We start from the raw sequence: 12,914 nt of genomic DNA, 5'->3' as shown, positions 1-12,914 counted from the left end.
AATCTTTAATTGTGGAAGAGTATATGAAAAGCGCAGAAATCCGCGAAGCCTTTTTTCGTTTTTTTGAAGAAAAGGGCCATACCCGCGTAGCCTCAAGCTCATTGATCCCAGCCAATGACCCGACGCTATTATTTACCAACGCGGGCATGAATCAGTTTAAAGACTGCTTCCTGGGTTTAGAAAAACGCGCCTATACGCGGGCTGTGAGTAGCCAAAAATGTGTGCGCGCCGGTGGTAAACACAACGACTTAGAAAACGTCGGTTATACCGCACGGCACCATACTTTTTTTGAAATGCTGGGTAACTTCAGCTTTGGCGATTACTTTAAGCATGATGCGATTCGTTACGCTTGGGAGTTCTTAACTTCTGAACAGTGGTTGAATTTGCCTAAAGAAAAGCTTTGGGTCACCGTCTATGAAACTGACGATGAAGCCTACAATATTTGGGTTAAAGAAATGGGCGTGCCCCATGAGCGCATGATCCGCATCGGTGATAACGGCGGCGCGCCTTATGCTTCAGACAACTTCTGGGCGATGGGTGATACCGGTCCTTGTGGCCCATGTACAGAAATCTTTTTTGATCATGGCGAGCATATTTGGGGTGGCCCGCCTGGTTCTGCAGAGGAAGACGGCGACCGCTTTATTGAGATTTGGAACAACGTCTTTATGCAGTTTAACCGTACCGCAGACGGTGTCATGCACCCACTGCCAGCGCCAAGCGTGGATACTGGTATGGGGCTAGAGCGCATCAGTGCGATCATGCAAGACGTTAACTCCAACTATGATATTGATCTGTTTAAAAACTTACTGAGCGCAGTTGCGCAAGCAGTGGGTTGCGCCAATGATGACAATCCATCGCTGAAAGTGATTGCTGACCATATTCGCTCATGCAGTTTCTTGATTGCTGATGGTGTAGTGCCGTCTAACGATGGTCGTGGCTATGTATTGCGTCGGATTATTCGTCGCGCCTGCCGTCACGGTAACAAATTGGGTGCCAGCGATAGTTTCTTTTACAAAATTGTCGCAGCCTTAGTGCAGGAAATGGGCGAGGCTTATCCAGAACTGAAGCAGAATCAGGCACAGATTGAGCGCATTTTAAAGACAGAAGAAGAGCAGTTTGCTAAAACCCTAGAGCAGGGCTTGCGTATTCTTGAACAAGATTTAGCTGGCTTAACGGGCAGTGTTATTCCTGGCGCAGTGGTGTTTAAACTCTATGACACCTACGGTTTCCCCATGGACTTAACCGCAGATATCGCCCGTGAGCGAGAGCTCACTGTGGATGAAGACGGTTTCGAAGCAGAAATGCAGGCGCAGCGTGAGCGGGCCCGTTCTGCCAGTAATTTTGGCATTGACTACAATGCGTTGATTAAAATTGACGGTGAAACTGAATTTTTAGGCTACCAAGCCCACCAGGCTGACGCCAAAGTGCTGATGATCCTTAAAGATGGCGAAAAAGTCAGCACTGCGCTGGAAGATGACCAAGTTGTAATTGTTCTTGAGCGCACGCCATTTTACGCTGAGTCCGGTGGCCAGGTGGGTGACTGCGGCTATTTGAGCGCAGATAACATGCGCATAGAAATCACTGACACCACAAAAAGCGGCAATGCATTTTTGCACCATGGGCGCGTGGTTCAGGGCACTGTGCAGGTTGGCGACAATGTTAACGCGCAAGTGGATGCGCAAGTACGTCATGCCACCGCTTTAAATCACTCTGCGACGCACATTTTACATGCGGCATTACGCGAGGTTCTCGGTGAGCATGTTCAGCAAAAAGGCTCATTAGTGGATAGCCAGCGCTTGCGTTTTGACTTTAGCCACTTTGAAGCTGTGACGGCTGAGCAAATTAAGGCGTTAGAGGAGCGGGTTAACCAAGAAATCCGTAATAACACCGAAGTTTGCACCGAGCTTACCGATATTGAGACAGCAAAAGCTAAAGGTGCGCTGGCCCTCTTTGGCGAAAAATACGGCGACCAAGTGCGCGTATTAAGCATGGCCGATGGCTTCTCGGTGGAGTTGTGTGGTGGTATCCACGCGCAGCGCACAGGTGATATTGGATTATTTAAAATCACCAGTGAAGGTGGTGTTGCAGCTGGTGTGCGCCGCATTGAGGCGGTAACAGGCGAAGCAGCATGGCGCTGGTTAACAGGCGCCGAAGAGCAACTTAAGCAAACAATGAGCTTGGTTAAAGGTAATCGTGAGAACGTTCTAGATAAGCTGCAAGCCATTCTTGAGCAGCAACGCAGCTTAGAGAAAGAGGTTGAGCAGCTGAAAGCTAAGGCCGCCAGTGCCGCTGGCAGTGATCTGGCAACAGCAGCGGTTGAGGTTAATGGCGTAAAAGTCTTGAGTGCGCGTCTAGATAACCTAGAAGGCAAAGAGTTATTGGCATTGATTGATCAGCTGAAAAACAAGCTGGGCAGCGCCGTGATCTTGCTTGGTGGTGTGCACAATGAGCGCATTGTCTTTGTTGCTGGTGTCACTAAAGATCTTACTGGGCAATTTAAAGCCGGTGATCTTATGAAACAGGCTACCGCCGTGGTGGGTGGTAAGGGTGGCGGCCGTCCAGATATGGCGCAGGGCAGTGGCGTTGAGCTGGCCAAGCTGGATGCGGCCTTGGCGGTTACCGCAGAGTATGTCGCCAGCCAAGCCTGAGTGGTGATTGAGAACAGTTGCTTGCCGCAAGCAGTAGTGCGCAGCAAGCAAGGGCTCTGAGTTACGCTGTTTAGAAACAGTTTGGTAGTTAATAATCTGGCCTGTGCAGGTTTTGAATGGCGCAGGCCAGATCGCTTACCTTGTCTGGTATCTATCGCTGGCGTAGCTGCAGAGGCTTATCCATGTTGTAAACGCTAACGATGAATAAGGCGGCAGTAAAATGGCGTTAATCGTACAGAAATTTGGTGGTACCTCAGTGGGTTCACCTGAGCGTATTGAGCAGGTTGCGCAAAAAGTGGCCAAGTTCCATGCTGCAGGCGATGACATTGTGGTTGTGGTTTCGGCAATGAGTGGCGAAACCAATCGTTTATTAGCCCTGGCTAAAGAACTGAGCAATAAACCATCTTTACGTGAGATGGATGTGATGATTGCCACCGGTGAGCAAGTGACTATCGCCTTGTTGGCCATTGCGTTAAATAAAATTGGTGTACCTGCGGTGTCTTTCACCGGCGCGCAAGTACCCATAGTGACAGACAGCGAGCATGGTAAAGCGCGCATATTAACCATCGATGAAGCTAAAGTGCAGGCACAGTTGCAGGCTGGAAAAGTGGTGGTGGTGGCGGGTTTCCAAGGTGTTGATGAGCAGGGCAATATCACTACGTTGGGACGTGGTGGTTCAGATACCACTGCGGTTGCCTTAGCTGCAGCGCTTAAAGCAGATGAATGTCATATCTATACTGATGTGGACGGTGTTTACACCACTGATCCCCGTGTAGTGTCGCGGGCGCAGCGCTTAGATCGCATTACTTTTGAAGAAATGCTTGAGATGGCCAGCCTCGGCTCAAAAATTCTACAACTGCGCTCTGTGGAGTTTGCCGGTAAGTACAATGTTCCGCTACGCGTATTGCACAGCTTTAAAGAGGGCCCCGGCACTCTAATTAGCACTGAGATCAGCACTGATAAGAATGAGGACTCCATGGAACAGCCGATTATTTCTGGTATTGCCTTTAACCGTGACGAAGCCAAGCTCACCATTCGTGGTGTGCCGGACACCCCAGGCGTTGCTTTTAAAATATTGGGACCGATTAGTGCGGCCAATATTGATATCGATATGATTGTGCAAAACGTGGCTCAAGATAACACCACAGACTTTACCTTTACTGTGGGTAACCTGGATTACGACAAGGCATTCGAGATCTTGCAAGCCACCGCTCAAGAGATTGGTGCAGGACAGGTTGCTGGAACTACTAGCATTGCCAAGGTGTCCATAGTTGGAGTGGGTATGCGCTCGCATCCAGGCGTAGCTAGCAGCATGTTTGAGGCCTTGGCGAAAGAAAATATTAATCTGCAGATGATATCCACCTCAGAGATTAAAATTTCTGTGGTTATTGACGAGAAATATGTGGAACTGGCAGTGCGCGCACTGCACACTGCTTTTGGTTTGGATGCTGAGCAAAATTAAAAAATATTTACGCGTAGGTCTACTGCGCTCAACAGAATTTGTTAGCTAAATAACAGTAAGATGATTTTAGTTGATAAATAAGCGATATGATTCTGTGCAAATAAGCATGATGAGTGTACGCTATCCAATAACTTACAGATGCAGACTGTAAACCTAAATTGTTTATACAAGGAGAGAAGTAATGTTGATATTAACGCGACGTGTTGGAGAAACACTGATGGTTGGTGATGAGGTTACTGTCACTGTGCTGGGCGTTAAAGGCAATCAAGTTCGCATTGGTGTAAACGCGCCAAAAGAGATTGCTGTGCACCGCGAAGAGATCTATTTGCGCATCCAAAAAGAGAAGGAAGAGCAAGAAGATCCAATTATTTGATGTTTTTTGATTTATTGCTTTGCAATTTCTAAAAAAGTGGGTAATATACGCACCGTTGTAACGGAGAGGTGGCCGAGTGGCCGAAGGCGCTCCCCTGCTAAGGGAGTACATCTCAAAAGGGTGTCGAGGGTTCGAATCCCTCCCTCTCCGCCATATTTAGTTTTGTAGAGTAATAGGTTGCAAGGAGTTTTTAAATTAAAAACTCCTTGATTATCAAGTAAATAGCTCTATAATACGCGCCACAACGGACTCATAGCTCAGCTGGATAGAGTACTCGGCTACGAACCGAGCGGTCGGAGGTTCGAATCCTCCTGAGTCCGCCATATTGGAAAATTTGGCAATGGTTAAGTTTTCTAAGCAATACCAGCGGTGATCTGGATAAGCACCAAATGGACTCATAGCTCAGCTGGATAGAGTACTCGGCTACGAACCGAGCGGTCGGAGGTTCGAATCCTCCTGAGTCCGCCATATTAAAAAACCTGCATTGATTGCAGGTTTTTTTTTGCCTGTAATTTATGTGACTGCAGCGCTTGCTGTTTTAGCTGTCTTTGAGTGAGCTTAGGGTACGCAACCATCCTGATTAAAACGTACGCTGCGTTTTTTGTTTTTGGCGGTGCGGTAAGTAACGCTGAGGTTGCCGTTGTTGTTGCGCTCGTGCACTGGTCGGCCAAACATGCTGTCGACTTCCGCGCGACTCATGCCGCTTTTCACCTGTTTGCGGATTAAGTCTGTGCGACGCTGGCTGGCATCAAAAGTACCGCACGGATGGTTGTCATCGCTGATCACTGTAACGCGCAGTGCTTTGCTTTGCTGCTTGGAGAGCGCTTGCTGGATGTCGTGCTGCGAGAGCGCTGGTATCAGCATGGGCGCATTGAGATTGTGGGTTTGCTGGGCGCTGTTGGTTGGGCAACCGCTATCGCTAAAAATCACTGCACCGTTGTCGGTGGTGCATTTGTAGATTTGTGTGGCAGCTAATGCCATGTGCCCCAATAAGGCGCTGAGGGCAATGCAGCTGTAAATATATTTACGCATAGAGTCATCCTTGACCTGGTGTGTGGGGAAAGCTGCGCGCTAAAGCACAGGCTGCACTTCAGTGTAGACATATTTGTTTAAATGACCAGAAACCCGAGCGGTAGCCTTATCTGGCCCTCAATTGCTAGGTGCAAAGCTTAACTACAGTGGTATTATTACGGCATCTAAACCCATTAGGACGGGTTGTTTATGAGTTTTTGTATGGAATTTCTCGTTGAGCAGCCACCTTGCCTATCTGAATAATCCTTAGTGCAACTAGAGCGCTAGGGCGGAGTACCTCATTTATGTCAGAAGTTGAAGAGAGGAAGCCACAAGAGCCTCTGCATGAGCGTTTTGTCCAAGTTCTTGAGTTGTTGCAGCGTCACCGACTGATCGAAGAAAGTGTCGCCCGCCAAGGCAGTGACCATCAAGACCGTGTTGACGCCTTGGTACAGCAGCAACATTTGGCTGAACTGCAGCAAACATTGGCAGAATTACACCCAGCCGATATTGCTTATATCCTTGAAGCGTTGCCCCTAGATGACCGGCTCACTGTTTGGCAGTTGGTGCGCGTCGAAAATGATGGTGAGATCCTGCTGGAAGTGTCGGATGCAGTGCGTGAGACACTGATTGCCGATATGGATGAGCACGAAATGATTGCCGCGGCCAAAGATCTGGATGCCGATGAGTTGGCAGATTTGGCGCCAGAGTTGCCGCGCGATGTTGTGCAGGGCTTGATGGAGTCACTGGACGATCAGCAGCGTGAGCAAGTGCGCTCAGCTTTGTCCTATAAGGACGATCAAGTCGGTGCCATCATGGACTTTGAGATGGTGACTATTCGTGAGGATGTCACTTTAGAGGTGGTTTTGCGCTATTTGCGCCGTTTAAAAGAACTGCCCGATCAAACCGATAAGCTATTCGTCGTGGATGTTGCAGGGCTGCTGAAAGGCGTGTTGCCAATTAAGCGCTTGTTGGTGAATGATCCTGACTGCATGGTACATGAGGTGATGGCCACTGACCCGGTAACCTTTAGTCCGGATGAAGACGGCTCCTATGCAGCTCAGGCTTTTGAGCGCTATGACTTGGTTTCTGCGCCTGTGGTTGAAAAAAGCGGGCGTTTACTTGGTCGTTTAACCGTTGATGAAATGGTTGACTTGATTCGTGAAGAGTCAGAAAGCGAAGCATTAAACCGCGCCGGTTTACGTGAAGAAGAAGATATCTTTGCCTCAGTATGGAAATCACTGCAGAACCGCTGGGCTTGGTTGGCAATTAACCTCATTACCGCCTTTGTGGCTTCGCGAGTGATTGGCTTATTTGAGCACTCCATCGAAAAGTTAGTGGCATTGGCCGCCTTAATGCCAATTGTGGCAGGTATTGGTGGTAACTCAGGTAACCAGACCATTACGATGATTGTCCGCGCTATGGCTCTTGATCAGCTGTCAACGGGCAATAGCTCACGCTTGCTGCGTAAAGAGCTGGGTGTGGCATTTATTAATGGCGTGATTTGGGGTGGTGTTATTGGCCTAGTCGCTTGGCTGCTGTATGACAGTTGGTCACTGGGTTTGGTGATGACTGCAGCGATGACTTTAAACTTGCTACTAGCTGCTTTGATGGGAGTGTTAATTCCCATGACTATGGTGCGACTCGGGCGCGATCCTGCGCTGGGGTCCAGTGTGCTAATTACTGCAATGACTGACAGTGGCGGTTTCTTTATTTTCCTTGGTTTAGCCACAATATTTTTATTATGAAAATGAATAAACTCACAGATAATCAGACAAAAAGTACGCATTTGATTGCAAACAAGGGTAAGTTCGCGTTAATGTTCGATCGTTTTAGCCACGAGTTACTGATCGTAGGGTCAGCTGCGGCATTAATTAAAATTATAATATTGCACCCTGCAAGCCAGGAAATGGAGCGTATATGACTTCTCAGCAACTCCTTCTTGAAGGCGTTGAACTCATGTTTTTCGGTATGGGTCTCGTTTTTTTATTTTTAATTCTACTGATTTTTAGCATTCGCGTGATGTCCTTTGTTTTAGAACGTTGGGCACCAGAAGCAGGTCATGTGGCTACAGCAGTTGCTGCATCAACTCAGCATGAGAGTGCGCAGGTTGTAGATCCAGATACTTTGCAAGCCATGCAAATTGCTATTAAACAGCACCGCGCGCGTCGCGGCTGAACGTTCCCATACGGAGTTTTTCCTGATGACTGCAACAAAGCCACTCGGTATTACTGACGTTGTATTACGTGATGCTCACCAATCTATTTTGGCCACCCGTTTACGCTTGGAAGATATGCTGCCGATTGCAGGCAAGCTGGACCAAGTGGGTTTCTGGTCGGTAGAAACCTGGGGTGGGGCAACTTTTGACTCCTGTATTCGTTATTTGGGTGAGGATCCATGGGAGCGTATTCGTGCGCTGAAAAAAGCCATGCCCAATACCCGTCAGCAAATGTTGCTGCGTGGTCAGAACTTATTAGGGTATCGCCATTACGCTGACGATGTCGTTGATACTTTTATCGAGCGTGCCGCCGTTAATGGTGTGGATGTGTTCCGCGTGTTTGACGCCATGAACGATCCGCGCAACCTGGATCGTGCCCTGAAAGCAGTTAAAGCCAACGGCAAACATGCGCAAGGCACCATTTCTTACACCACCAGCCCTGTGCACAATATGCAGATGTGGGTTGATTTGGCTAAGCAAATTGAAGATCTGGGCGCAGACTCCATCGCCATTAAAGATATGGCCGGTATTTTAACCCCGTATGTGGCCTACGAATTAGTCAGCAAACTAAAAGAAAGCCTGTCGATTCCCGTGCATATGCAGTGCCATGCTACTGCAGGTTTATCTTCTGTAGCGATTATGAAAGCTGTAGAAGCGGGCATTGATAACGTCGACACCTCAATCTCTTCTCTGTCGATGACTTATGGTCATTCGCCAACTGAGTCTGTGGTTGCTATGTTCCAAAATACCGAACACGACACTGGCTTGGATTTATTGCTGCTTGAGGAAATTGCTGCTTACTTCCGTGAAGTGCGGAAAAAGTATGCAAAGTTTGAAGGTACGCTAAAAGGCGTAGATTCCCGTATTTTGGTCGCGCAAGTGCCTGGTGGCATGCTGACTAATATGGAAGGCCAGCTTAAAGAGCAGGGTGCTGAAGATAAGTTTGATGCAGTGCTCGCGGAAATCCCACGGGTGCGTGAAGATCTAGGTTTTATCCCACTAGTGACGCCAACTTCACAAATTGTTGGTACGCAAGCGGTGATTAACGTTTTGACCGGTGAGCGTTACAAATCTATCACCAAAGAAACCGCAGGCGTCTTGAAAGGCGAATACGGCGCAGCACCCGCACCTTTTAATGCTGAGTTGCAAGCCCGTGTACTCGACGGCGAAGAGGCTGTGGTTTGCCGACCTGCGGACCTGATTGACAACGAAGTCGAAAAACTTACCGCAGAGCTTAAAGAGTTGGCCCAAGAAAATAATATTCGCTTGGCCGACAACATCATTGATGATGTGTTGACCTACGCGCTATTCCCGCAAATTGGTCTGAAGTTTTTAGAAAATCGCGATAACCCCGAGGCCTTTGAGCCAGTGCCAACCGGTAATGAAGTTGCCGCTGCCGTCGCAGGCGAGCCACAAGCCTATACCGTTGAAGTGAATGGCAAAACCTTCGTGGTGCAGGTCAATGAGGGGGGGGACATTGAAGGCCTGAAGCCTGTAGGTGGTGCTACGGCGTGTGAGCCAGTTGCTGTGGCAGAAGGTGCAGGTGATCCGCAAGGTGCACCATTGGCTGGCAATATCTTTAAGGTATTGGTCAAGCCTGGGCAGGCAGTGGAAGAAGGCGAAGTGCTGATTATTTTAGAAGCCATGAAAATGGAAACTGAAATACGTGCATTCCGCCGCGGTGTGATTGGTAGCGTCAACGTTAAAGTTGGCGATGCAGTGTCGGTTGGCGATAGCCTGCTGACGATTTCTTGAGGGCTAAATGATGGATAAGCTCTTGGGTTTATGGCAAAACACCGGTCTCTACCAGCTTGAAGCTGGGCAGGCTTTGATGATTATCGTGTGTTTAGGTTTGGTTTTTTTAGCAATTCGTAAAGGTTTTGAACCGTTATTGCTGATCCCTATCGGTTTTGGTGGTGTGTTAGCCAATATTCCTGCGGCCGGTATGGCCGAGGCCGGTGGTTTACTGGCGATACTCTATGATGTGGGTTTACCTACCAGTGTTTTCCCGCTGCTGATCTTTATGGGTGTGGGCGCTATGACCGACTTTGGTCCGATGCTGGCGAACCCGAAAACCTTGTTGCTAGGTGCCGCTGCACAGTTTGGTATTTTTGGGACCTTACTGGGTGCGCTGGCCATCGGCATGTTGGGCGTTCCAGGTTTGGAGTTCACCCTCAAGGAAGCGGCGTCAATTGCTATCATTGGTGGTGCTGACGGGCCCACATCAATCTATGTGACCTCGCGCTTAGCACCGGATTTACTTGGACCTATTGCTGTGGCAGCTTACTCTTATATGGCCTTAGTGCCGTTGATTCAGCCGCCCATCATGCGTGCTTTAACCACGCCAGCAGAGCGCTCAATTGTGATGACGCAATTGCGCCACGTTAGCCAGGTGGAAAAAATTATTTTCCCGCTGGTACTGTGCTTATTGATTGGTATGTTGCTGCCTGATGCGGCGCCACTTGTGGGTATGTTCGCATTTGGTAACTTGATGCGTGAAAGCGGTGTAGTTGAGCGTTTAGCCGACACCTCGCGTAATGCGTTAATCAATATCGTGACCATTGGTTTGGGTTTAACTGTGGGTTCGAAGCTGTCTGCTGAGTCTTTCTTGCAAATCAAAACTCTGGGTATTTTGTCTTTGGGGATGATTGCCTTTAGTGCAGGAACGGCAATGGGCGTGATCATGGCGAAGATCATGAACAAGTTCAGTAAAGTTAAAATTAACCCGTTAATTGGCTCTGCTGGGGTCTCAGCAGTACCAATGGCAGCACGTGTCTCCAATAAAGTGGGGCTGGAAGCCAACCCGCAGAACTTCTTATTGATGCATGCCATGGGACCAAACGTGGCTGGGGTGATAGGTTCGGCTGTGGCGGCTGGTGTCTTGCTCAGCTTTGTCAGTTAAGACTTTGTTCTAAAGTCGCCCTTTCAACATAAAAGCTGCCCATGAGGCAGCTTTTATGTTTCTGGGGAATGAACCTTTTGTAGAAAGTGGACTGCTTCTTGCATTGTTAGAGTTAACTGCAGCTTATGCGTCAATATTTAGTGCATAAGCACCTGAATTTACAAGAGAATATTCTGTGAATAACACGCAACTCAAAAATAATATGCACACGGGCCTGAACTTGCTTAAGCACAGTCATTTAGGCGTGCCTCTGCTGTTGCTGGTTATTTTAGGCATGATGACCCTGCCGGTGCCGCCATTTTTACTGGATGTGTTTTTCACCTTTAATATCGCCTTGTCCATTGTTGTGCTGTTGGTGGGTGTGTATGCCATGCGCCCCCTGGATTTTGCTGCGTTCCCCACTATTTTGCTGACGGCGACCTTAATGCGACTGGCGCTCAACGTTGCCTCTACGCGTGTGGTTTTACTGCATGGGCATGATGGCGGTGATGCTGCTGGTAAAGTGATTCAAGCCTTTGGTGAGGTGGTGATTGGCGGTAACTATGTGGTCGGGGCAGTGGTGTTCGCCATTTTGATGATCATTAACTTTGTTGTCGTAACCAAGGGTGCTGGCCGAATCTCTGAGGTGAGTGCGCGTTTTACCTTGGATGCCATGCCCGGCAAGCAAATGGCCATTGATGCGGATTTGAATGCTGGCTTGTTGGATCAGGAGCAAGCAAAGATTCGCCGCAGTGAAGTGTCGCAAGAGGCGGATTTCTACGGATCTATGGACGGTGCCAGCAAATTCGTACGGGGTGATGCCATTGCTGGCTTACTGATTTTATTTATCAACCTGATTGGCGGGATAGCCATCGGTATTGCTCAGCACTCCATGAGTTTTGTTGAGGCCGGTAAGGTTTACGCATTGCTCACTATTGGTGACGGTCTGGTTGCGCAGGTGCCTTCACTGCTGCTTTCTACTGCCGCTGCGATTATGGTAACCCGCGTCACCACCTCGGAAGATATGGGTGAGCAGATCAGTCGACAGATGTTCACTTCACCGAAAGCATTGGGGGTGTCGGCAGCTATTTTAATTGCCATGGGTTTGGTGCCCGGTATGCCGCATGTGTCCTTTATTGGTTTGGGATTGATTGCTGCGGGCGGTGCTTATTTAATTTGGCAGCGTGAAAACAAAAAAGAATTGGCGGTGGTTGAGCAAGAGCAACGCGACCTTGAGCAATTGCCAGCACCAACGACTGCGGAAAACCGTGAGTTGGGTTGGGACGATGTAACCCCAGTGGATATGGTCGGATTAGAAGTGGGGTATCGGTTAATCCCTTTGGTGGACCGTAATCAAGGTGGGCAATTGTTAGCGCGAATCAAAGGCGTGCGCAAAAAGCTGTCGCAAGACTTGGGCTTTCTGATGCCCTCGGTGCATATTCGCGATAATTTAGATCTGCTGCCCAATGTCTATCGCCTGACGCTGATGGGGGTCACTGTGGCTGAAGCTGAGGTTTACCCAGAGCGTGAGTTGGCAATTAATCCGGGTCAAGTTTTTGGCACGCTCAGCGGTGTCGCCACCCATGATCCAGCCTTTGGCTTGGAAGCGGTATGGATTGAGCCAAGTCAGCGTGATCAGGCGCAGTCCCTAGGCTACACCGTGGTCGATACCAGCACTGTGGTGGCGACCCACCTCAATCAAATCCTCAGTAAGCACGCCCATGAGCTGCTAGGTCATGAAGAAGTGCAGCAATTGATGCAAGTGTTGGCGAAAAGCTCACCGAAGCTGGCTGAAGAACTGGTGCCGGGTATGGTGTCCTTGTCTGCCTTGTTGAAAATATTGCAAAGTTTATTGCAAGAACAGGTGCCTGTGCGTGATATCCGCAGTATTGCTGAGGCAATTGCTGAAACCGTCACCCGTAGTCAAGATCCTGACACTATTGTTGCTGCGGTGCGCGTTGCGTTATCTCGTGCAATCGTGCAAAGCATTGTCGGGCTTGAGCCAGAGCTGCCTGTGATCACCTTGGAGCCAAGGTTGGAACAGATATTGCTTAGTAGTATGCAGAAGGCCGGACAAGGTTCAGATGATGGCGTATTGCTTGAACCTGGAATGGCGGAAAAACTACAGCGGTCTCTTATTGAAGCAGCGCAACGTCAGGAAATGCTAGGCAAGCCAGTGGTCTTACTGGTCGCTGGACAGATTCGAGCCATGATGTCGCGTTTTGCTCGGTTAGCCGTACCAAACATGTATGTGTTGGCTTACCAAGAGATCCCAGATAATAAGCAAGTGACTATCGTGGCAACGGTGGGACAAAATTGAT

General features: G+C 48.9%; 9 protein-coding genes and 3 tRNA genes. 11 read left to right on the top strand and 1 reads right to left on the bottom strand.

Annotated elements, in window-relative coordinates; all coding sequences use genetic code 11:
- Positions 1 to 23: 23 nt before the first annotated feature.
- The 6 genes from alaS to O6P33_RS10535 all read left to right on the top strand — a co-directional run bounded on the left by alaS (position 24) and on the right by O6P33_RS10535 (position 4,951).
- On the top strand, positions 24 to 2,648 hold the full coding sequence (alaS, locus tag O6P33_RS10560; RefSeq protein ID WP_269817740.1) for an alanine--tRNA ligase: 2,625 nt from the start codon (positions 24 to 26) through the stop codon (positions 2,646 to 2,648).
- A 220-nt stretch (positions 2,649 to 2,868) separates the two neighbouring features.
- Entirely contained in the window at positions 2,869 to 4,110 is a 1,242-nt protein-coding gene (locus O6P33_RS10555; protein ID WP_269817739.1) for an aspartate kinase, read from the top strand.
- A gap of 181 nt (positions 4,111 to 4,291) precedes the next feature.
- Complete coding sequence (gene csrA, locus O6P33_RS10550) at positions 4,292 to 4,483, top strand: carbon storage regulator CsrA (protein WP_269817738.1); 192 nt, start codon at positions 4,292 to 4,294, stop codon at positions 4,481 to 4,483.
- Positions 4,484 to 4,545: 62 nt separating this feature from the next.
- Positions 4,546 to 4,636, top strand: a tRNA-Ser gene (locus O6P33_RS10545).
- A 93-nt stretch (positions 4,637 to 4,729) separates the two neighbouring features.
- Positions 4,730 to 4,806, top strand: a tRNA-Arg gene (locus tag O6P33_RS10540).
- A 68-nt stretch (positions 4,807 to 4,874) separates the two neighbouring features.
- Positions 4,875 to 4,951, top strand: a tRNA-Arg gene (locus O6P33_RS10535).
- A 90-nt stretch (positions 4,952 to 5,041) separates the two neighbouring features.
- Here O6P33_RS10535 and O6P33_RS10530 read toward each other — a convergent pair.
- On the bottom strand, positions 5,042 to 5,515 hold the full coding sequence (locus tag O6P33_RS10530) for a DUF4124 domain-containing protein (RefSeq protein WP_269817737.1): 474 nt from the start codon (positions 5,513 to 5,515) through the stop codon (positions 5,042 to 5,044).
- Positions 5,516 to 5,799: 284 nt separating this feature from the next.
- On the opposite strand from O6P33_RS10530, the gene mgtE reads away from it, so the two are divergent.
- The 5 genes from mgtE (at position 5,800) to flhA (ending at position 12,913) form a co-directional block, all read left to right on the top strand.
- The gene (gene mgtE, locus O6P33_RS10525; RefSeq protein ID WP_269817736.1) at positions 5,800 to 7,242 is read left to right on the top strand and encodes a magnesium transporter; all 1,443 of its coding nucleotides are present in this window, start codon (positions 5,800 to 5,802) and stop codon (positions 7,240 to 7,242) included.
- A 172-nt stretch (positions 7,243 to 7,414) separates the two neighbouring features.
- The gene (locus O6P33_RS10520) at positions 7,415 to 7,672 is read left to right on the top strand and encodes an OadG family protein (RefSeq protein WP_269817735.1); all 258 of its coding nucleotides are present in this window, start codon (positions 7,415 to 7,417) and stop codon (positions 7,670 to 7,672) included.
- Positions 7,673 to 7,697: 25 nt separating this feature from the next.
- Complete coding sequence (gene oadA, locus O6P33_RS10515; RefSeq protein WP_269817734.1) at positions 7,698 to 9,467, top strand: sodium-extruding oxaloacetate decarboxylase subunit alpha; 1,770 nt, start codon at positions 7,698 to 7,700, stop codon at positions 9,465 to 9,467.
- Between the two features lie 10 nt (positions 9,468 to 9,477).
- Entirely contained in the window at positions 9,478 to 10,614 is a 1,137-nt protein-coding gene (locus O6P33_RS10510; protein WP_269819516.1) for a sodium ion-translocating decarboxylase subunit beta, read from the top strand.
- A gap of 175 nt (positions 10,615 to 10,789) precedes the next feature.
- On the top strand, positions 10,790 to 12,913 hold the full coding sequence (gene flhA / locus O6P33_RS10505) for a flagellar biosynthesis protein FlhA (protein ID WP_269817733.1): 2,124 nt from the start codon (positions 10,790 to 10,792) through the stop codon (positions 12,911 to 12,913).
- The last annotated feature ends 1 nt before the right edge of the window (position 12,914 follow it).

This window comes from Denitrificimonas caeni (assembly GCF_027498055.1).
Lineage (GTDB): Bacteria > Pseudomonadota > Gammaproteobacteria > Pseudomonadales > Pseudomonadaceae > Denitrificimonas.
Note: the sequence above shows the minus strand (reverse complement) of the source record. Positions and strands in the feature narration are given on the sequence as shown.